Origin of the sequence: Thiothrix sp. UBA5583 (genome assembly GCA_002425225.1) — a bacterium.
In the GTDB taxonomy this organism is placed as follows: domain Bacteria; phylum Pseudomonadota; class Gammaproteobacteria; order Thiotrichales; family Thiotrichaceae; genus Thiothrix; species Thiothrix moscowensis.
Genome location: DILV01000007.1, coordinates 160,481 through 181,735, shown reverse-complemented (window position 1 = coordinate 181,735; position 21,255 = coordinate 160,481). Strand labels below are relative to the sequence as shown.

At 52.7% G+C, this 21,255-nt stretch carries 18 protein-coding genes; 4 read left to right on the top strand and 14 right to left on the bottom strand.

Going from position 1 to position 21,255, the window contains the following annotated elements:
• The 6 genes from B2U47_RS02065 to aceE form a co-directional block, all read right to left on the bottom strand.
• On the bottom strand, positions 1 to 693 hold a 693-nt coding region (locus B2U47_RS02065), incomplete at its 3' end, for a hypothetical protein (RefSeq protein WP_296683144.1).
• Between the two features lie 112 nt (positions 694 to 805).
• Positions 806 to 1,750, bottom strand: a complete 945-nt coding sequence (locus tag B2U47_RS02060; protein WP_296683146.1) for an OmpA family protein — start codon at positions 1,748 to 1,750, stop codon at positions 806 to 808.
• A 121-nt stretch (positions 1,751 to 1,871) separates the two neighbouring features.
• Positions 1,872 to 2,714 (bottom strand): methyltransferase domain-containing protein, encoded by an 843-nt coding sequence (locus B2U47_RS02055; protein ID WP_296683151.1) that lies wholly within the window; start codon positions 2,712 to 2,714, stop codon positions 1,872 to 1,874.
• Between the two features lie 89 nt (positions 2,715 to 2,803).
• Complete coding sequence (gene lpdA / locus B2U47_RS02050; protein WP_296683154.1) at positions 2,804 to 4,576, bottom strand: dihydrolipoyl dehydrogenase; 1,773 nt, start codon at positions 4,574 to 4,576, stop codon at positions 2,804 to 2,806.
• Complete coding sequence (gene aceF / locus B2U47_RS02045; RefSeq protein WP_296683157.1) at positions 4,573 to 5,904, bottom strand: dihydrolipoyllysine-residue acetyltransferase; 1,332 nt, start codon at positions 5,902 to 5,904, stop codon at positions 4,573 to 4,575. Before aceF ends, lpdA begins: the two co-directional genes overlap by 4 nt.
• 12 nt (positions 5,905 to 5,916) lie before the next feature.
• Positions 5,917 to 8,574 carry a pyruvate dehydrogenase (acetyl-transferring), homodimeric type gene (aceE, locus tag B2U47_RS02040; RefSeq protein WP_296683160.1) on the bottom strand — a complete coding sequence of 886 codons (2,658 nt, stop codon included), beginning with the start codon at positions 8,572 to 8,574 and terminating at the stop codon, positions 5,917 to 5,919.
• Positions 8,575 to 8,785: 211 nt separating this feature from the next.
• Here aceE and rnt point away from each other — a divergent pair, with 211 nt between their 5' ends.
• Positions 8,786 to 9,427, top strand: coding sequence for a ribonuclease T (rnt, locus tag B2U47_RS02035; protein ID WP_296683164.1), 642 nt, complete (start codon positions 8,786 to 8,788; stop codon positions 9,425 to 9,427).
• A gap of 38 nt (positions 9,428 to 9,465) precedes the next feature.
• On the opposite strand, the gene B2U47_RS02030 is transcribed toward rnt, so the two are convergent.
• Genes B2U47_RS02030 through potB form a run of 3 tightly spaced genes read right to left on the bottom strand, consistent with a single transcriptional unit; the run spans position 9,466 to position 12,138 of the window.
• The gene (locus B2U47_RS02030) at positions 9,466 to 10,497 is read right to left on the bottom strand and encodes an extracellular solute-binding protein (RefSeq protein ID WP_296683167.1); all 1,032 of its coding nucleotides are present in this window, start codon (positions 10,495 to 10,497) and stop codon (positions 9,466 to 9,468) included.
• A 2-nt stretch (positions 10,498 to 10,499) separates the two neighbouring features.
• On the bottom strand, positions 10,500 to 11,282 hold the full coding sequence (gene potC, locus B2U47_RS02025; protein ID WP_296683169.1) for a spermidine/putrescine ABC transporter permease PotC: 783 nt from the start codon (positions 11,280 to 11,282) through the stop codon (positions 10,500 to 10,502).
• Positions 11,266 to 12,138, bottom strand: coding sequence for a spermidine/putrescine ABC transporter permease PotB (gene potB, locus B2U47_RS02020; RefSeq protein ID WP_296683172.1), 873 nt, complete (start codon positions 12,136 to 12,138; stop codon positions 11,266 to 11,268). Before potB ends, potC begins: the two co-directional genes overlap by 17 nt.
• Positions 12,139 to 12,249: 111 nt before the next feature.
• On the opposite strand from potB, the gene B2U47_RS02015 reads away from it, so the two are divergent.
• The gene (locus tag B2U47_RS02015; protein WP_296683175.1) at positions 12,250 to 13,746 is read left to right on the top strand and encodes a GTPase; all 1,497 of its coding nucleotides are present in this window, start codon (positions 12,250 to 12,252) and stop codon (positions 13,744 to 13,746) included.
• Positions 13,670 to 15,061 (top strand): GTP-binding protein, encoded by a 1,392-nt coding sequence (locus B2U47_RS02010; protein ID WP_296683178.1) that lies wholly within the window; start codon positions 13,670 to 13,672, stop codon positions 15,059 to 15,061. The genes B2U47_RS02015 and B2U47_RS02010 overlap by 77 nt, the downstream gene beginning before the upstream one ends.
• A gap of 63 nt (positions 15,062 to 15,124) precedes the next feature.
• Here B2U47_RS02010 and B2U47_RS02005 read toward each other — a convergent pair whose 3' ends face one another.
• From B2U47_RS02005 to B2U47_RS01990, 4 genes are all read right to left on the bottom strand, one after another.
• The gene (locus tag B2U47_RS02005; protein WP_296683183.1) at positions 15,125 to 15,817 is read right to left on the bottom strand and encodes a polysaccharide biosynthesis/export family protein; all 693 of its coding nucleotides are present in this window, start codon (positions 15,815 to 15,817) and stop codon (positions 15,125 to 15,127) included.
• Between the two features lie 222 nt (positions 15,818 to 16,039).
• Positions 16,040 to 17,074 carry a UDP-glucose 4-epimerase GalE gene (gene galE, locus B2U47_RS02000; protein WP_296683186.1) on the bottom strand — a complete coding sequence of 345 codons (1,035 nt, stop codon included), beginning with the start codon at positions 17,072 to 17,074 and terminating at the stop codon, positions 16,040 to 16,042.
• A 70-nt stretch (positions 17,075 to 17,144) separates the two neighbouring features.
• Positions 17,145 to 17,576: a ComEA family DNA-binding protein gene (locus B2U47_RS01995; RefSeq protein ID WP_296683189.1), complete on the bottom strand. Its 432-nt coding sequence runs from the start codon at positions 17,574 to 17,576 to the stop codon at positions 17,145 to 17,147.
• A gap of 85 nt (positions 17,577 to 17,661) precedes the next feature.
• Positions 17,662 to 18,300, bottom strand: coding sequence for a uracil-DNA glycosylase family protein (locus tag B2U47_RS01990; protein ID WP_296683192.1), 639 nt, complete (start codon positions 18,298 to 18,300; stop codon positions 17,662 to 17,664).
• An 8-nt stretch (positions 18,301 to 18,308) separates the two neighbouring features.
• On the opposite strand from B2U47_RS01990, the gene B2U47_RS01985 reads away from it, so the two are divergent.
• The gene (locus tag B2U47_RS01985) at positions 18,309 to 18,923 is read left to right on the top strand and encodes a YqiA/YcfP family alpha/beta fold hydrolase (protein ID WP_296683195.1); all 615 of its coding nucleotides are present in this window, start codon (positions 18,309 to 18,311) and stop codon (positions 18,921 to 18,923) included.
• A 12-nt stretch (positions 18,924 to 18,935) separates the two neighbouring features.
• On the opposite strand, the gene B2U47_RS01980 is transcribed toward B2U47_RS01985, so the two are convergent.
• Positions 18,936 to 21,212, bottom strand: coding sequence for a GumC family protein (locus tag B2U47_RS01980; protein WP_296683198.1), 2,277 nt, complete (start codon positions 21,210 to 21,212; stop codon positions 18,936 to 18,938).
• Between the last annotated feature and the right edge of the window lie 43 nt (positions 21,213 to 21,255).

The window sequence follows — 21,255 nt, the reverse complement described above, 5'->3', positions numbered from 1 at the left end:
GTCAATACCAATCGGCTTGTGCGGGTCAATACTGTCGAAGTCCAGCATCGAGCCAGCCTTGGCAACCAACCCCGCACCACCTGCAATAACCGCAGCCTTGGCAGCATCCAACCAATCCAGCCCTGTATCAACCACGCTGGCTTCCGGCAAATCGACAGGAACATCAGGCAAACTGACCTCAACAGCAGGAAGCGTGACATCGACCTCTGGCAACCCAACCTCAACCGTTGGAACATCCACATCAACGACAGGCAAATCAACATCCAGCGCCGGAGCCTGTAACATCATGTCAGGCAGGTCGACTTCTGGCACATCAATACCTTCCACGTCAGGCAATTGCACATTGATGTCAGGCACGGCCTGTCCTGTGACTTCAGGCACAGACAGTGCAACTTCAGGAGCAGCCACCGCCACCTCAGGCAAATCAACCCTTGGAGCCTGGACAGATACATCCGGCAAATCAGCATTGGCATTCAGTTTTTCACGTACTTGGGCAAGGGTTGCAACGGCTGCCGCCGTCCCGCTTGCCACTGCAACTGTCTGGGCAGGTTTCAGTGAGGCAGGCACACTCACATCACGTTCGTGATCCTGCCGCTGCTGGCAAAACAGCCCTTTCAGAAAACGGCCAATCCCATATCCCAACAGGAAGGCAACCAATAGCCACAACAAAGCCTGAATCAAAAACATCGTCATGATTTAACCCTCTTTCCCTGAATTTGCAAACCAGCCCATCACCAGACCAAAAATGAACACCAACAGGAGCCACATGAACAATTCTGAAAACAAGTACCACATAAGGTTCTCCTTATTCCGGGTTAATATCAAAGGTGATTCTACGATTCTGCGATCGCCCCGCTTCGTTGTCATTGGATGCAACTGGTCGGCTTTCACCATAACCCACACTGTTAACTAGTGCTGTATCCATCCCCTTCTGCACAAAGTAATTCTTGACCGCACCAGCACGCTGTTCGCTCAGTTTCTGGTTGTAAGCATCATTACCCACATTATCGGTATGCCCACTGATCTGGATACCTCGACCAGCAATGACACTTTTGCAGGTGGAAACAATACCAACCAGAGAATCCAGTAACGCTACACTGTCTTGCCGAATCACAGCCTTATTGGTTTCAAACAAAATGGTTTTACCTTTCATGGCATCGTTCAATTGCTGTTGGCAATTCTGCACAGCCTTTTCCTCAGCAGAAGGCACTGGTTTGGTAGTAGCCACCGGTGGTACTTGCGCTGGCACAGGTTCAGATTTATTGACAGCCACTACGGGCGGGGTTGCTGGTGCAACCGGTGTGACAGGAGCAACAGGAGATGTCGACGCAACTGGTGCAGCAGGAGCCACTGGCATCACTGGGGCGGCAGGAGCGTTTGCCTGTACAGAGGCAGTCGCAGGAACTGGCACAGCAGGCGTAGCAGACCTAGCAGAAACATTGATCAGGCTTTGCACGTCACGTACACCATAAATCCCCTGCGCGAGCTTGATGGCCTTGTCACGTTCAGCTTCAGAAGCTGCTACCCCTTCCAATAGCACATCACGTCCGCGTCCAGTCAGACTCACTTTAGCCCAATTCATGCCTGCGACTTTCAACCCGGCAGCGCTACGAGCAGCAAGATCGGTTTCAATGTCGCCCTGTCGGGCATTGATCATCATGAAATACAACAGTGGCAAACCCAGCAAGGTTAGCAGCCACCACCAAACAGGTGGCAATGCGCCACAGCAACATGAGCGATTATTATCCATAGAACAACCCCTTGATGGTTTATCAAAACAGCACCTTGGAGTTTAGTTTAATCAAAGGCTTATGGGGTTTTAAAAATTAGGAAAATGCAACAAGATTCACGGGGTTAACCCGAAAATTTTCCTATGACCCATACCAACGGCAAACGAAGGCAGAAACCGGACGCCCATCATCCAGCATTTCCACCGCATCCAGCAGAATCTCCGCCCCGGCAAATTGTTGTGCCAGTTCGCCCGGCCTGAGCAAGAAAGCAGGTTTTCGCGGACGACCAATAGCAGTTTGCTCACAACCCTGCATAAACGTCTGGTAGATAACGATGCCACCGGGTTTGAGAAGACGTTTCATCCAAGCAAACAGTGGGCGATGCAGGTAGCGGGCAACACAAATCAGGTCAATACTGGCATCAGCATGGTCGGCAAAAGGGTCATCACCGGTTTCCAGATCGCGGCATTCGGTACGGATACTGACCTGCTGACGAGAAGCCAACGCCTCAGCACGTTGCAATGCGCCCTCGAGGTAGTCGATGCCGGTCATTTCCCAACCGTGGATAGCAAGGTACACCATGTCTCGCCCCGAACCACAGCCGATGTCCAGCCCCTTGCCGGGAATAATGGCATGGGCAGGAACAATTTCGGTGACGAAACGCTCCAGCAGCGGCGCAGGTTGCCACAAACTGGGGGAATTCATCCCCATTGCCAACCTGCCTTGCGTCTGTAAAGCCTCCATCAATCGTGGTGTCCATTCGGTTTGCGCTACTACCTGATAGCCTTTGCGGGTGAGAAACTCACTGGCTACACACAGGCTGGTAGCATCGCCGCACAAGGCAATAGGCTGGGTGGTTTTGGGCAGTTCGTGCATACGTTGCGCCATTTCATCAGCGGGGATGGAACTGGCATCTGCAATATGACCAAGGCAGTACGCAGCAACAGGACGGCAGTCAATCAGGGGGAGAGTCGGTTTTTCCATACGCGCTATGGTAGCAAAAAAAAGCGACCCGTTGTTCAGGCGGGTCGCCAACCGGTTTCTCACTTTCGTGAGGAGTCAAACATGAAATCCTACTTCTTCGGCGCGTAAATATCCGTACACGTCCCTTCTGCCACTTCCGCCGCAAAGTTCAGCGTTTCGGAAAGCGTCGGGTGCGGGTGGATAGTCAAGCCGATGTCATGCGCATCCGCGCCCATTTCCAGTGCCAGCACGGCTTCGGCAATCAGTTCCCCGGCATTCTTGCCTGCGATGCCTGCACCAATCAGTTGCCCGCTTTCCTTGTCAAACAGTACCTTGGTCACACCGTTGCTGGCATCCATCGACAGGGCGCGTCCGCTGGCTGCCCAAGGGAAACTGCCTTTTTCATAAGCAATACCTTCGGCTTTGCACTGCTCTTCGGTCTTGCCCATCCATGCCACTTCCGGGCTGGTGTAGGCGACCGACGGGATGGTTTTTGCGTCGAAAAATGCCTTATGCCCGGCAATCACTTCCGCTGCCACTTTGCCTTCGTGGGTGGCTTTGTGTGCCAGCATCGGCTGCCCCACGATGTCACCGATGGCGAAAATGTGCGGTACATTGGTACGCATTTGCTTGTCGACCGGAATGAAGCCTCGAGCATCAACGAATACACCTGCCTTGCCAGCATCAATCAAACCACCGTTGGGGCTGCGCCCAATCGCGACCAGCACACGGTCAAAGGTGTCCTTTTCCGGCGCACCCTTGCCTTCAAACGTACACACCAAGCCAGCCGCCGTCGGCTCAATCGCCGTGACTTTGGTGTTGAGGTAAATGGCTTCGTATTGCCCTTTAATCTGGTTGTGGAGCGGCTTCACAATATCGCGGTCAGCACCGGGCATCAGTCCGGGGGAAAGTTCCACCACCGTGATTTTGCTACCCAAAGCGTGGTAAACCGTTGCCATTTCCAGCCCGATAATGCCACCGCCGACCACTAGCATCCGCTTCGGAATTTCCTGCAACGCCAGTGCGTCGGTGGAATCCATCACACGCGGGTCAGCCCAAGGGATGAAGGGCAATTTGGTGACACGCGAACCCGCCGCGATAATGCAATTGGCAAATTTCACGGTTTGCTTGCTGCCATCGTTTGCTTCCACTTCAATGGTGTTGGCAGAAGTGAAACGCCCGTAACCTTGCACAACCGTCACTTTGCGTTGCTTTGCCAGTGCCTTCAACCCGCCCGTCAGTTTGCTGACTACACCATCTTTGTGGGCGCGTACTGCGTCGATGTCGATGTCTGGCTCACCGAATTTTACGCCGTGTTTGGCGAAAGCTTTGGCTTCTTCAATCACTTCTGCCGTGTGCAACAAGGCTTTCGACGGAATGCAGCCGACATTCAGGCACACCCCACCGATATTGGCGTAACGCTCAATCAGCACCACTTTCTTGCCAAGGTCAGCGGCGCGGAAGGCGGCGGTGTAGCCGCCAGGGCCAGAGCCTAAGACGACGACTTCGGTTTCAATTCCCCCCATCCCTAACCCTTCCCCCGCAAGGGGGGAAGGGGACAAGACGGAAGAATTGGGCGAAGTGTCTCCTGCTCCTTCCCCCCTTGCGGGGGAAGGCTGGGATGGGGGGGAGTCTTGTGCTTCCCCCACTTCCAACACCAGCAACGGCGTCCCTTCCGACACCCGATCCCCTTTCTTCACCAGCATCTGCTTGACCGTACCAGCCAGCGAACTGGGGATTTCCATCGACGCCTTGTCCGATTCAATCGTAATCAGCGACTCTTCGACTTCAATCTGGAAACCCACGTCCACCAGCACTTCGATGACTTCCACATCCTTGAAGCTGCCAATGTCAGGGACTTTGACTTCGATTAATTGGCTCATACCAGCAGCCTCCGAATGTCACCCAGCATTTTGGCGAGGTAAGTGGTGAAACGTGCGCCATCCGCCCCGTCGATCACGCGATGATCGTAGGACAGTGACAGCGGCAACATCAGGCGCGGCGCGAATTCCTTGCCATTCCAGACGGGCTGCATCTCGGATTTGGACACACCCAAAATCGCCACTTCCGGCGCGTTCACAATCGGGGTGAATTTCGTGCCGCCAATCCCGCCGAGGCTGGAAATCGAGAAGCAACCGCCCTGCATATCGGCAGGTTTCAGCTTTTTGTCACGTGCTTTGGCAGAGACTTCTTTCAGCTCTTCGGAAAGCTGCATGATGGATTTTTTGTCCACGTCACGAATAACGGGAACCACCAAGCCATCCGGCGTATCCACCGCCACCCCGATGTGGTAGTAGTGTTTACGGATCAGGTTTTCCCCCTTGGCATCCAGCGAGGCATTGAAGCGTGGGTAAGCCTTCAAGCCAGCCACCACGGCTTTCATAATGAATACCAGCGGGGTGATCTTCATCCCGGACTTGGCGTTTTCCTCGTTCAACTGCTTGCGGAAGGCTTCCAGATCGGTGATGTCGGCTTGGTCGAATTGGGTCACGTGTGGAATGTGTACCCAGTTACGGTGCAGGAATTCCCCCGTCAGCTTGTTGATGCGTGACAGTACAACGGTTTCGATTTCACCCCATTGGCTGAAGTCGATGTCCGGCATCGGTGCTACACCCAGCGTATTGCCGCCGGAAGCCGCCTTACCCGGCACACCGCCAAGGCTCATCACGTCTTTGACGTAGCCTTTCACGTCTTCTTGGGTAATGCGTTTCTTGCGCCCTGAACCTGTCACCTTGTTGAGGTCTACGCCGAGTTCGCGGGCGAACTTGCGTACTGACGGGGTGGCGTAGGCTTTGCTGAAATCGACATTTTTCAGGTCGGCTTGTACCGCCGCTGTGGGCGATTGTGCGGGTTGCGGGCGAGATTCAGGTTTGGGTGCAGGCTGTGTGTTCCCTTCGGCTTCGCTCAGGGAACGGGCAGGCGCAGGGTTCGAGGGCGGAACTGCGCTACGGTCACTGAGCGTAGTCGAAGTGTCCGTCACATCCAACACCAACATCAAACTCCCTTCCGACACCCGATCCCCGACCTTGACCTTCAATTCTTTGACCACACCCGCCGCAGACGACGGGATTTCCATCGATGCCTTGTCGGATTCAATCGTCATCAGCGAGTCTTCCACCGCAATGGTGTCGCCGACGCTTACCAACACTTCAATGACTTCGACATCTTTGAAGCTGCCAATGTCTGGCACAAAAATTTCCTGGATTGCCATAACGTGCCCTCCTTATGCCAGACGTGGGTTGGGTTTTTCGGGGTTGATGCCGTATTTTTCCATCGCTTTCACCAGATCGGCTGCTGGCAGGGATTTCTCATCCACCAGTGCTTTCAGTGCGGCAATCACGATGTAGTGACGGTTGACCTCGAAATGTTTACGCAACTGGGCACGGGTATCGCTACGCCCGAAACCATCTGTTCCCAGCACGGTGTAAGGCATTGGCAGCCACGCACGGATTTGGTCGGCGTATTGGCGGATGTAGTCGGTGGCAGCAATCGCAGGCCCGCGTTGCCCTTTCATCACTTGGGTGACGTAAGGCACTTTGGCGTCTTCCAGCGGGTGTAACATATTCCATCGGTCGATGTCGCGGGCTTCGCGGGCGACTTCGTTGAAGCTGGTCACGCTCCACACGTTCGCATCCACGCCCCATTCCTTGTCGAGCATTTCCGCTGCGGCGATGACTTCGCGCAGGATAGTGCCAGAACCGAGCAACTGCACTTTCTTGCGCTTTTTGCCGCCACCGCTGAACAGGTACATCCCCTTCACAATGCCGTCTTCGCAGCCTGCGGGCATTGCCGGGTGGGTATAATTTTCGTTCATCGCGGTGATGTAGTAGTACACATCCTCCTGATCCTGATACATCCGTTTCAGGCCATTCTGGATGATGACCGCCATTTCATAAGAAAAGGTCGGGTCATAGGAAATACAGTTGGGAATCAAGCCTGCCTGAATCAAGCCGTGACCATCCTGATGCTGCAAGCCTTCGCCCGCCAACGTGGTACGCCCTGCCGTGCCACCAATCAGGAATCCACGCGCCCGGCAATCGCCCGCCGCCCATGCTAAGTCGCCAATACGCTGGAAACCGAACATCGAGTAGTAGATGTAGAACGGCACCATGTTAACGCCGTGGGTGCTGTAGGCGGTTGCTGCCGCGATCCACGAGGAAAATGCGCCCGCCTCGTTGATACCCTCTTCCAGAATCTGGCCGGACTTGTCCTCCTTGTAGAACATGACCTGATCCTTATCCTGCGGCTCGTACAACTGCCCGACCGAGGAGTAAATACCCATTTGGCGGAACATACCTTCCATGCCGAACGTGCGTGCTTCATCCGGCACGATGGGGACAACATTGCGCCCCATGTTTTTGTCACGAGCCAACAGGGTCAGCAGACGCACGAATACCATCGTGGTCGACATTTCACGGTCGCCCGTACTTTCCAGCAGGCTTTGGAAAATTGACAAATCCGGCACTTTCAGCGGGGTAGCGTGGGTTTGGCGCTGTGGCAGGAAACCACCCAAGGCTTTACGGCGTTCCAGCAAATATTGCATTTCTTCGCCATTCGGGTCGGGGCGGTAGTATTTGGCAGCGGCAGCATCTTCATCGTTGAGCGGGATATTGAAACGGTTTTTGTAGGCGATCATTTCCTCGCCGGAGAGTTTTTTCTGTGAGTGGGTACGGTTTTGCCCTTCTCCCGCTGAACCCATGCCGTAGCCCTTCACGGTGTGGGCAAGGATAACGGTCGGCTGCCCAGTGTGGTTCACGGCAGCGTGGTAAGCCGCGTAAACCTTGTGCGGGTCATGACCACCACGGTTCAGACGCCAGATGTCGGCATCACTCATTTTGGCAACCATTTCCTTCAGTTCGGGGTATTTACCGAAGAAATGTTCACGGACAAACTTGCCGTCTTTGGATTTGTAGTTCTGGTACTCGCCATCGACCGCTTCCATCATGCGTTGCTTGAGCAAGCCGTCCTTGTCCATCGCCAGCAGTGGATCCCAGTATGAACCCCACAGCACCTTGATAACATTCCAGCCAGCACCCCGGAATACCGCCTCTAGTTCCTGCACGATCTTACCATTGCCACGTACTGGGCCATCCAGCCGTTGCAGGTTGCAGTTGACTACCCACACGAGATTGTCGAGCTTTTCACGCCCGCCGAGGGAAATCGCCCCAAGGGTTTCCGGTTCGTCGGTTTCACCGTCCCCCACAAACGCCCACACCTTGCGGTTGGCGGTATCCGCCAGCTTGCGATCCTGGAGGTATTTCATGAAACGGGCTTGGTAGATCGACTTGATTGGTCCCAAACCCATCGACACGGTAGGAAACTGCCAGTAATCCGGCATCAACCACGGATGCGGGTAGGATGACAAGCCACCGCCATCAGCTTCCTGACGAAAATTGTCCAGGTCAGCTTCGGTAAAGCGGCCTTCGAGGAAGGAACGTGCATACATGCCCGGTGCGGCGTGGCCTTGTATGTACAGCAAGTCGCCACCATGCTGTGGGGAAGGTGCGTGCCAGAAATGGTTCATGCCCACGTCATACAGAGTAGCAGCCGAGGCGAAAGTGGCAATGTGTCCGCCTAATTCCGGGCTTTCGCGGTTGGCACGTACCACCATCGCCGCCGCATTCCAGCGGATGTAAGAGCGCAAACGGGCTTCAATTGCAGGATTGCCGGGAGTATAACTTTCTTTATGTGGCGGAATCGTATTGATATACGCAGTATTGGCAGAAAACGGCAGATTAGCTCCGCTTTGCCGGGAAGTGGCAATCAGCTCTTCCAGCAGGAAGTGGGCGCGTTCCACACCTTCTTGCTCGATGACTGCCTCAAGCGACTCCATCCATTCTTTTGTTTCTTGATAATCAATATCTTGTGGCTTGTTATTCATTTCTCCTCCGCTATTTTCCTGCTCTTTAACCGTGGTATCCCGCAGCGTTCCTCCCGAGCGAGACCGCCTGACTGTAGCATATCGAGGCACTATATTCAAAAATAAAATGAACTATAAATTTAAAACTTAAATATCAAATACTTATTTGATTAAAATGTTTTGATAAAAGTTTTCTGTCTATTTGCTGCCAGTTCCGCTAAGCTCTCTCGCCATGACTGATGATATAGAAATAACCCCTATCGCCGGACGCTTCCGGGGCTTTTTGCCCGTGGTGGTGGATGTGGAAACCGGAGGCTTTGATTGCCGCAAGGATGCGTTGCTGGAATTGGCAGCCGTGATCCTGCGCATTGATGAAAAAGGTGAGCTGTCGCGCCACCGTACCTTCAATTGGCATATCGAGCCGTTCCCCAATGCCAATATGGATCCCAAATCGCTGGAAGTGAATGGCATCAAGCCATTCAGCCCATTGCGCATGGCAGTTCCTGAACCCAAGGCAATGGAAGAGTTTTTCCGGGTAGTACGCAAGGAAGTAAAGATCAACCGCTGCAACCGCGCCATTCTGGTGGGGCATAATGCGCCGTTTGACTTGAATTTTGTCCACGCTGCATCTGACCGGGTAAAAGCCAGCCGCAATCCATTCCACCCTTTCAGTACGCTGGACACCGTTACCTTGGGGGCAGTGGTCTACGGACAAACCGTATTGGCACGGGTGGTACAGATGGCAGGCATGGGCTGGGATAGCGAATCAGCTCATTCAGCCGTGTATGACGCTGAAAAGACAGCAGATTTATTTTGTCATTTCGTAAATACCTGGCAAACGCTGGATGCGGCGTTCAAGGCCGTCGAGAATTAATAGGGGCGGTTCATACACCGCCCCTACCAGCCACAGTATTATTTTCCAGCTTTTAGCTTTTCCCAGTATTCATTGTAAAGCTTCATTGCTTCACCCACGTCTTTCTGGAATTCACCTTTATCAACCGCCTCAGCAGGCGGGAAAATAACTTTATTATTCAGGTATTTGCCATCAAGCAGATTACGCACTTCACCATTGGGTGTGCTGTAGCCCAGTTCTTCCACCACTTTTTTACCTACATCGGCACGTAGCATGTAGTCGATAAATTTATGCGCATTTTCAACATTTTCTGCACCGGCAGGGATGGAAAAACTGTCTACCCAGAATCCAGCTCCCTCCTGCGGGAAGATGTACTGGATGTCGGGGTTTTCCTGTTGCGCCATGATGAGTTCCCCACTCCAGATCATGCCAAGATTGACATCACCCGACAAATAAGGCTGTCGGGGCGAATCAGCATTGAACACGCGCACATTGGGCATCAGCTTTTGCAGGTCTTCGTAAGCTGTCTTGAGTTCATCCGGGTTGGTGGTATTGGTGGAGTAACCATTCTTTTTCAGTGCCATGTGGAACACTTCGCGCAAATCGTCTATCAGCAGCAGTTTTCCCTGCCATTTAGAATCCCACAAATCTGCCCAGCCCTTGATAGTGGCAGGATCAATTTCCTTGCTGTTGACGGCAATACCGGTACTACCCCACAGGTAAGGGATACTGTACTTGTTGCCGGGATCATAATCCTTGTTCATCAGGCTGATGGAGAGGTTGGGCAAGTTGGTGAGCTTCTTGTGGTCAATTTCCTGAAGCAAACCCTCTGCCCGCATTTTCGACACCAGATAGGTGGAAGGAACCACGATGTCATAACCCTTGCCTTGTTGCAGCTTGAGCTTGGAATACATGGTTTCGTTGTTGTCATAAGTGGAATATTCCACCTTGATACCGGTTTCTTGGGTAAAGGCTGCCAGCGAGTCTTCGGAAATGTATTCCGCCCAGTTGTAAACGACCACTTTTTCCTCGGCATACAGAGAGGTTGCAGCAGCCACGAGCAAGGTAGCAAGTAGGGAAGGCAATTTCATGATCAGTATTTTCTCCTGAGCAGCAAGGTTGATAGGGTGACAAGCAACAAGGAAATGATCAGCAACAGGGTTGCCAGCACATTCACTTCGGGTGAAACACCGACCTTGACCATCGAAAACACCCGGATCGGCAGGATTTCAAAGCTGGGGCCAGTAACAAACGAACTGATGATTACATCATCCAGTGACAGGGTAAAGCTCAACAACCAGCCAGCAATGATGGCGGGAAACACCAGTGGCAGAATAATGAGGCGGAAGATACGGCTTTCGCTGGCTCCCAAATCCTGTGCGGCTTCCAGCAGATGCTTGTCGAAGCCCTTGAGTTGCGCATAGACAGTGATCACCACAAATGGCAGGCAAAACGTGATGTGGGCAATCAGCAGCGACCAGAACCCCAACTGGATGCCCAGCGCAATGAACACCACCAAAAAGGTAATTGCCAGCACAATATCCGGCGACATCATCACCACAAACAACATGCCACTGGCAGTGCCTTTCAGCGGAAAACGGTAACGGTGGATTGCCAGTGCCATCAGTGTACCAATGATGGTGGCAACGGTAGCTGCTAAACCAGCAATCAGTAGCGAATTCAGAAATGCCTGTACAAGCGCTTCATTTTCAAATAACTTTTCATACCATTTCCATGTAAAGCCTTTCCACTCATGACCATATTTTGAATCGTTGAAGGAATTGACCACTAGCAGGACAATGGGCAGGTAAAGCCAGGCGAAAATGGCCGTGATGAAGCTCCATTGGAAAAACTTCCGATTAAATCCCGTCATCATCCAGCCCCCCTTGCCGGTTGATCCGCCGATTGGCAGCAAAATACAACCACAGCAGCATTGCCATCAGCATAATCAGCGCCACACTCAGGGCAGCACCGAAAGGCCAGTCATGCACCACCATGAACTGGTTACGGATAATATTGCCCAGCAACAGGTTTTTTGCCCCGCCCAGCAAATCCGATACATAAAACATCCCCATCGCAGGCAGGAATACAATCAGGCAACCAGCAATCACCCCCGGCATGGTCAGCGGCAACACCACATGCCTGAAACGCTGCCACCACCCTGCTCCCAGATCGCGTGCCGCCTCTAGCAGGTGTTTGTCGAGCTTGTCAAAACTTGCCACTAGCGGCAGCACCATGAACGGCAGCAACACATACACCAGCCCGAACACCACCGCAAAAGGCGTATACAATAATTCCACCGGCTCATCGGTAATCCCCAACCCCACCAGCAAGCTGTTCACTACACCCTTGTTACCCAAGCTCAACTTGATGGCGTAAGTACGGATCAGGCTGTTAGTCCAGAATGGCACAATCATCAAAAACAGCAGCACCCCGCGCCACCACGCAGGCAGTTGCGCCAACACCCACGCAAACGGATACCCGAGCAACAAACAAATGAGCGTGGTCAGACCTGACAACCACAAGCTATACCAGAACACTTCCAGATACAGGGGGTCAAACAGGCGTGCCCAGGAATCCAGTGTCAGCGGCCATACCACCAGATGTTGCGGGTCTGGTGACAGCACACTGACAATCAATACCAGCACATGTGGAACCAGCACAAACAGCCCCAACCAGAACAATGTTAGCGCGATGACGCTGTAGCGAAAGGTGAACAGTGGTTTTATCACGCTTTTTTGCCCATTGAGAAAGCAGGAACCCCCATTATATTTCCCAGACGCATCTATTCAATGGATAATGCAGACCATGAAGCAACAAGCATAAGGACGCCACCAAAAACGATGAAAATCACGCAACGCTTACGCTGGTTACTGGCAGGTGGCATCTTGCTGATGACCCTGTTATTCCTGCTGTTCCTGTTTTTTGCGACCAAAAATTTCCTCGACCTGTGGGATCGCCTGCAACAACTGCCTGAGTGGCTGTTCTACCTCTATAGCAGCCTGATCGTGCTGGTGGTGTTACTGAGTGGCTGGTTAATTTTCAAACTGCTGTTTACAGGCAAACCCAAAGCAGCCATGCAGAACAACAAGCGTATGGTTCCCCCCTCAGAGGAATCCCTGCAAACGGAAATTACCCAGATTGAAGATGCAGGCATGGATACCACCGACCTGCACACCGAACTTGACCGCTGGCAGGAACGCAAGGCCAGCGGACAGGTACACATTGCCTTTTTCGGCGATGTCAGCACCGGCAAATCATCTATCATCAAGGCCCTACTGCCGGAAGCCGGGGTCGAAATCAGCCTGAAGGGCGGCTCTACCCGCGAAATCCGTGAATATGCCTGGCAAACCCTGACAGGCGACCGTTTGCTGCTCACCGACCTGCCGGGGCGCAACGAAGCCGAAGGAACGCTGGATGAAGCAGCTCGTGATGAAGCCATCCGTGCACAAATCGTGGTGTACGTCACCGACTCCGACCTCAACCGCAGCCAGTATCAGGATATTCAAGAACTGGCAACGTTTGGCAAGCCACTGGTTATTGCCCTCAACAAACGCGACCAGTATAGCCATGCCGAACAGCAGCAACTGGCAGAACGTATCCGCTCACGGGTAGCAGGCAAAGAACCTGTCCAGGTTGTGTTCATCCAGTCCGGCGGTGTTGAGGAAGTCGTGCGCGTCTACCCGGATGGGCGTGAAGAAACCCTCCAACGCCCGCGCAAAACCGATGTTTCTGCCCTAACACGACATTTGCAAACCGAGATTGATAACCGCCTGGAACAACTTTCCCACCTGCGGGACAGCAGTGTTTTGCATCTGGTTCAGGAAAAACTCGATAGCACCCGTGCCGAATACCGCCGCCAACAGGCTGCCAAAATCGTGCGCAGTTCTACCCATAAAGCGATTATTGGCGCATTGGCATCGGTCAGCCCCGGCACGGATCTGCTTATTCAAGGCGTCATCGGCACACGCATGGTGCAAGAACTCTGCAAGCTGTATGACACTCCCGTCAACCAACTCGACATTGACCAGTTCCTGAACTTCAGTCAGGGGCAACTGCAAAAAAGTATTCCGCTACTGCTGGCAGTGGCAGGCAATGCCCTCAAAGCCTTTCCTGGCATCGGTACGGTGGCGGGCGGGCTGGTTCATGCGGTGGCTTACGGAATCATTTTCGATGCGCTCGGACATTCGGTCGCACACACACTGGAACAACGCGGCGCATTCAAGGCAGCCCCGGCTGTTGCCACTTTTCAGGAGATGCTGAGTGGAAATCTGGAAGAACGTACAAAAACATTTGCCAGACTGGTTATTGAACAGTATCGGGGCAAACACGACGGCTGAAACCAGCTTGGAAGTAACACCCACGCCCAGCGGTGACACCCACTTGCAGCTTGCCACCGAAAGTCTGCGCCAGTTGTTGGATGACGCACGCATCCCAGACAGTATCCGTGACAGCCTGCGGGATGATTACGCCCAGATCCGGGGGATGCTTGCCAAACTGGAACATGGGCACTTGCATGTTGCGGTATTTGGCAGGGTCAGTGTTGGCAAGTCCTCCCTGCTGAATGCCTTGTTGAACAAACCGGCATTCAGTGTCAGTGTACTGCACGGCGAAACCCGTAGCGTCAACATGCAACAGTGGGAAGAATACGCCGATGGTGGCATCTTCCTGATCGACACCCCCGGCATCAATGAAATTGACGGTGAAGCTCGCGAAAAAATGGCGCATGAAGTCGCCAACCGTGCCGACCTGCTCCTGTTTGTGATCGACAGCGATTTGACGGATGTCGAGTTTCAAGCACTGAAAATCGTCACTGCCACCCATCGCCCCACCCTGCTGGTTGTCAACAAGGCAGACCGTTACACTGAAGACGAACAACGCCAGTTACGCAGCGTCCTGCGTAACCGCACCCAAGGCATCATTACCCCGGAAAACATCATTTTCACCATCGCCCAGACCAACCGCCAAACAGTCATTTATGTGGATGAAAACGGTGACGAAAAGGAAACAGTACGCGAACGCCCTGTCAATGTCGGTGCGCTTAAGGCTCGCTTGTGGGACATCGTGGAGGCGGAAGGCAAAACCCTAGCAGCTCTCAATGCCTCCCTGTTCGCAGGCAACCTCAGCAGTGCAGTCGGGCAACGCATTCTTGCCATCAAGCGGGAACTGGGTGAGAAGACCATTCGCCTCTACTGTCTGGGCAAAGGGGTAGCTGTTGCCCTTAATCCCATCCCTGTTGCTGACCTGGTTGCTGCTGCAGTTATTGACGCGGGCATGATCATGCACTTGTCCAAACTGTATGGTTTGCCCATTTCACGTAATGAAGCCGGTGATCTGGTTCGTACCATTCTGGCGCAAATGGTGCTCCTGATGGGAACCGTATGGGCTGTACATCTGGTATCGGCTGCTCTCAAACTGGGAACAGGTGGCATTTCCACCCTGCTGACAGGTGCTGCCCAAGGTGCAGTAGCCTGGTATGGCACACTGGTAGTTGGGCGGGTTGCTGAAACCTGGCTGGCCAATGGCAAATCCTGGGGAGATGCGGGGCCAAAACTGACTGTTCAACAGATTCTGGATAGCCTCGACCGTGATTCAGTGCTCTCTGATGCACGCGCAGAAATTCTTTCCTATCTGCACAAAACCGTCAAAAGCTAAGCGGATGCTTTAAAAAAATGGGCAGCCGAAGCTGCCCATTGCCGACACATTTGCCCGTGTCAATTAACGCAACAAACCGAATGGTGACAGGATACCGCCCAGGCCACCGAAGTCCTGAAGGGCTTCCTTGGTTCCAGAGGTAGGTACAAAAATCTTGTCACCAGCCAGAACCAGCGGATCTTCTACCTTACCCTGGTTGATGGCTTCCAAGGGTACAGTCCACGGTTTGCCATTACGTGTCAGGGTAATCCTGTCCTTGACGGCAAGGCGGTTGGTACCCTGCGCCATCGCAATGGCCTGAGTTACAGTCACATCCCCAGTCAGAGGGTAAATGCCTGGCGTGTTGACTGCGCCACCCACAGTAATGTTGTTGCTGTTGGATTCCTTGACCAGCACGTTAACCTGCGGGTTATTCATGTAGTCTTTTTCCAGACGGCTGGCGATAAGGCTTTCCAGTTTGGACGGGCTAAGACCTGCCGCACGCACAGTGCCAACCAGTGGCAGGGTAATATTACCACCCTCATCAACCCGGACTTCCTTGGACAAATCAGGCACTTTGAAAACCTCGATTTCCAGCAGATCCTGCGGCGAAATGGCATCACTGGCAGAGCGCCCTACGGGAGCCATTGGTTTAACAGCGCTGCTGACAGCCATGCTTGACGGCAAGGTTTCATACTGGGGGCCAGCCCCACTGGAACAGGCAACCACGCTTGCACTAAACATGAGAGTCAACAACAATTTCCATGCATTTTTCATTGGGTATCTCCCTGATAATAATTTTAGCAATTCACTTTTAAAGGGATTATGGACGGTATCCATCTTTGTTATGGATGGTAGATCCTCTGCGGCTTACAGACGAGTTTTTACCGATTAAGCGTAAGCAAAACACAGACAACAGGAATATAGATGAAGCTCAGGCAGACAACCGGGAGTTGTCCCGGTTTTTCTATCAAAAAGTTTTATTGAATGACAGCTTTGCTATACCTCATAACCGTCAGGGTTACGGCTTTGCCAGTTCCAAGCATCACGACACATGTCTTCCAGAGATTTTTCCGCCCGCCAGTGCAACAATTCACGTGCCAGTGAAGGATCTGCATAACAACAGGCAATATCCCCTGCCCGTCGCGCCACAATACGGTAAGGAACTTCACGGCCACTGGCTTGGGCAAAAGCCTTGACCATATCCAGCACGGAATAGCCTTGCCCAGTTCCCAGATTTACCATCAACAGACCGGGAACATCATTACGCTCGAATGCCTGCAACGCTTTGACATGCCCCTTTGCCAGATCGACCACATGGATATAATCACGCACCCCTGTACCATCAGGAGTCGCATAATCCCCGCCAAACACAGACAGGTGTGGGTATTTTCCGACTGCCACACGGGCAATGTAAGGCATCAGGTTGTTGGGAATGTCCCTGGGGTCTTCACCGATTCTGCCGCTGTCATGAGCACCAACCGGGTTGAAATAACGCAGCAAGGCAACCTTCCAGGCAGGATCAGCCTTATACAAATCCCCCAGCATTTCCTCGATCATCAACTTGGAACGCCCATAAGGATTGGTTGCCGACAAGGGAAAATGCTCCTGAATGGGGGTGGTATGCGGGTCTCCATACACTGTAGCCGAAGAGCTGAAGACAATGCTCTTGACCCCGTGACCTTGCATGGCTTGCAACAGGCTAATTGTACCTGACACATTGTTGTCATAATACGCCAGCGGTTTTTCCACCGATTCGCCCACGGCTTTTAGCCCGGCGAAATGGATTACGCTGTCAATGGCATGTTGTGTGAAAATCTGCTCCAGCAAAGCCGCATCACGGATGTCACCCTTTATAAGCGGTATGCTGTCATGCCCGGCAATATCCGCCGCACGCTTTAATGCTTCGGCTGAACTATTGCAAAGGTTGTCCAGAACGATAACATTGAAACCGGCTGCCAGCAGTTCAATGCAGGTATGGGAACCGATATAACCTGCCCCGCCTGTCACTAGAATTGTTTTTGTATTTTCCATCGTTTATTTCACCTTCTTGTCCGCATGGGCACATGATAGGCTGCCCATGCGACAAGATAGCAGAAAAAACTCAGGACTTGTCAGCTTTTGGTGCTGACTGGTCTGACACCTTGTCGGTTTTCTTGCCTGCTTCAGCTTTATCACCAACCTTGTCATCGGTTTTATTTTCGGTTTTTTCTTCCAGCTTTTTGGCTTTGTCTTCCTTGCTGGTTTTTTCTGCCAAGGTTGTGATTCCTTCCGACAAGGAAATGTCATCCTTGATTTTCTCGAACATTTTGTCGCCAATACCCGGCACTTCTTTCAGATCATCCAAGGTTTTGAACTCACCGTGTTCAGTGCGGTAAGCAACAATAGCCTCAGCTTTTTTCTCGCCGATACCATCCAGGGAATCGAGTGCAGCTACATCTGCCTTGTTGATATTGACCATTTCTGCCAATACCGATGACGCTGTAAACAGGGAAAATACGCAAACAGCTACAGGAGCCAGAATTTTTCTCATCATGGTTTTCTCTCTTTATAGTAAAGTTCGGAAGTCATAACTTTGCCATGATTGCCCCTGAGTTTCCCTGAAAATCTGACAAGCGTAACTACCAATCGTCTGTTTTAACCTGAAGTATTGACCGCCAAGCAGGATGTTCAGCAATAACCTGCATGGCATCCCGCAACAAGGTTTTGCCCGGTTCCATACGGGGCCACGTCGACAAACCGGAGGGATGCGGCAGAGGGACGAGATCAGTTTTACGCCCTGCCAACATGACCCGGTGAGCCTGACCAACCACCTCATCCAGTTTTCTGGCATCAGGGAGAAACTGGTTAATTGCCAACTTACCAATCAGGATAATCAGTTGCGGCTGACAGATACGAATTTCGGTTTGCAACCAGTAGGTACAGTTGGTAACTTCCACCTGCGATGGCATCCGGTCTCCGCCTTTGGGGTTCTTGCCGGGAAAACAACGGCATACCGCCGACATATAAACCCGCTTGCGAAAATTCTCTTCATTCAGGCCAATGCCTTCAAACCATTTGAACAGGGTTTTGCCCGCAGTCCAGCCAAACGGGCGCAGGACTTTGGCTTCGTGAATACCGGGAGCCTGCCCAATCGACATGACCGGGGAAAATACAGGTTCACCGGTAATGACCGGTCTGATCATGTCTGGACAACGGGTACACTGGCGCAATGCCTGCTGGTGGGCGACAAGTTCTGCATGAGGATAAATGATGTTCATGGACAAACATGTTAGCCATCTGGAAAATGACAGGCAACCGTATCAAACCAAACCTGAATAACATCATGATCATCTACATTCACGGCTTCAATTCATCCTCCCAATCTGGCAAAGCGCAGGAGCTGAAACGCTGGCTGGCAGCACGCGAACGGGCGCACGAATGGATCTGCCCTGACCTGCCCCACCGCCCGGCGGAAGCCATTACCCTGCTTGCTAGTCTGATTGAACAAGCTGCAACACCGCCAAAGCTGCTTGGCAGTTCCCTCGGTGGTTTTTATGCAAACTATCTGGCCGGCAAATACGACCTGAAAGCCGTATTGATCAACCCTGCGGTGCATCCGACCTTATTGTTGCGCCCCCTGTTAGGCAGCACGCAAACCGGCTGGCATAACGACACCAGCTATACATTCAGCCAAGCGCATCTGGATGAACTGACCACCCTAGATCAGCTTACCCCCTATAATCCCGGTAACCTGCTGGTCATGCTGGAAACTGCGGATGAAACGCTGGATTGGAGAGCAGCCAACAGCTACTACCGTGATGCACACCAGCTCATTTTTCAGGGTGGCGACCACGGCTTTACCCGCTTTCGGGATGTGCTGGAACTTATTGACCGTTTTTGAGCAATGCCACAATCAGGCTGGCGCGAGATTCAAGCCCTTGCGTTTGCCCTTGGCTGGCTTGGCAGCAGGTTTGCTCTGGATACGGCTCTGATAGCGATCATAATAGCGGTAATCGGTCACGTCTTCTTGCGACTTGACCATCAGGAAACCGACCACATTCTGTTTCACCCGGCGTAATTGCTCGATAACTGTCAGCAAACGCTTGCGGTTGATATGATCTTCATCTGCCACCAGCACCGTTGCCTGCGCCAGTGACGACAGGTAAATGGCATCGGCAAACCCGGCAACTGGCGGCCCGTCGATAATCACGCTATCGAAATGCCGGGTAGCCAGATTCAGCAATTGCGCCATCGCCGGGCTGGACACCATACGTACCGGGTCAGCCATTAGTGTTCCGGCCGTAATCAGGTAAAAACCTTTCACTTCACGGAACGACTGGGTAACACTGGCAATATCTGCATCACCCACCAGAAAATTGCTCAAGCCTTTCAGGTTGGGTAGCCCCATCTTGGCGTGAATGGAAGGCTTGCGTAGGTCAGCATCAATCAGCAGCACTTTCTGCCCCTGTAATGCCTGACTAAGAGCAATGTTGACAGAGGAAGTCGATTTGCCTTCACCCGGATTGACACTGGTAATCAGGGTGATGCGTGGCGCAACCCCGGCAGGCAACACAAAACGCAGGTTGGCTGTTGCCACCCTGTAGGCTTCCGCCAGCAGCGAACCCATGTCACGCACCGCCGCCAGCGCCAGATTGCCTTCGGAAACATTGCGTACATGCGGGATAGTTCCCAACACTGGCAAGCCGCTGAGTGCCTGCAATTCGTTGACCGAAGCAACCGACTGGTTGAGGGTTTCCCGCAGCAATGCTGCGCCAACGCCCAGCATCAAGCCTACCAATGTACCGATGATCAGGTTAAGGGCTTTTTTCGGGCGAAAGACATCTCGGGAAGGGCTGGCTGCATCCACCACACGAATATTGCTACTGGTAACATTAGCGGCAACGTTGACCTCTTTCATGCGTTGCAGCAGGCCGTCATACAAATCACGGCTGGATTCCACCTCACGCTTGAGGGCATTGTATTCAATACTGCGGTCACGCAGGCTGACCAGTTCACCCTTGTAATTGTCCAGTTCCGCCCGCAGGTCGTCTGCCAGCTTTTTGGCAGCGGCATACTCGGCTTGCAGGGATTGTTTCAACCCACCCACTTCTTGTTGTAACTGGCGGCGGGTTTCCTGTATCTGCTGTTGCAAAAGCTGCATGTCCGGGTAAGCGGGCTTGAACATCTTGAGCTTTTCCTGATATTCCGCTTCCATCTTGACCAGATTCTGCTTGATGCCTTCCACTACCGGATTGTTGAGGACTTCGCGCACATTGCCATGCTTGCGCCCCTGGATCATCTGGCTTTCCGCCTGGATACGGGCGCGTTCGGCCTGCCCCAGTGCCGAATAGAGTTCATCCAGCTTGCGTTCCTGGCTGGACTGGCTGTTGTTGACTTCCAGGATGTCGTTCTGTTTGGCGTATTCCAGCAGTTTGGCTTCCTGGGTGGTCAAGCGGATACGCGCCTTCTCCATTTCCTGTTCCAGAAACTCGCGGGCGTAAGTGTCGGTTTCACTTTGTGAACTGATGTTGTCCTTGATAAAAGCCGCAATCAGGGCATTCACGATGTCTGCTGACAATTGCGGGTCGGGGCTTTCATAAAAGACCTTGACCAAATGGGTTTTTTCGATCGGTTCAACATACAGTTTCTGGATAAAAGCATCAGTGTGATCAGCTTCGGCTGCCTTTTCCTCGTCACTGCTTTTGAACGGCAGCACCGCAAACACAATGCGCTTGATGATTTTGAGCAGGGATTTGAACAGATTGGGAGGTTCGGGGCGTTCAAACAGGCGGTTTTTCAAATCAAGATCAGCAATGACCTGCTCGGCCAACTTGCGGCTTTTGAGTTGCTCATACTGGGTACGGAAAAACGGATCCTGTTCGCCCATATCGGGGGAAGCACTGGACAAGGTACCGAAATTGACGATCTGTACCCCTTCCTTTTCAATCTGGATGGTAGCCCCCGAACGGTAACTGGGTGGCGTGCTCCAAGTAATCCAGGCCGTCAGCAAAGTAATCACCAGTGCGGTCAGCAACAGTGTCCATTTCTGCCGCAGCAGACGCTTCCAGACATCTTCCAGTGTCAGGGTATGTACCGGAATACCCGCAGCAGGCACGGCGATATACGGTGCGGTCACGGCACTGGTATGGTGATGGGCTGCAACACTCTTTTTATCGGCGACAGTTAACATGTTTTCTCGTATCGAGATAATTGTTGGTATTGCTGCTTATTCT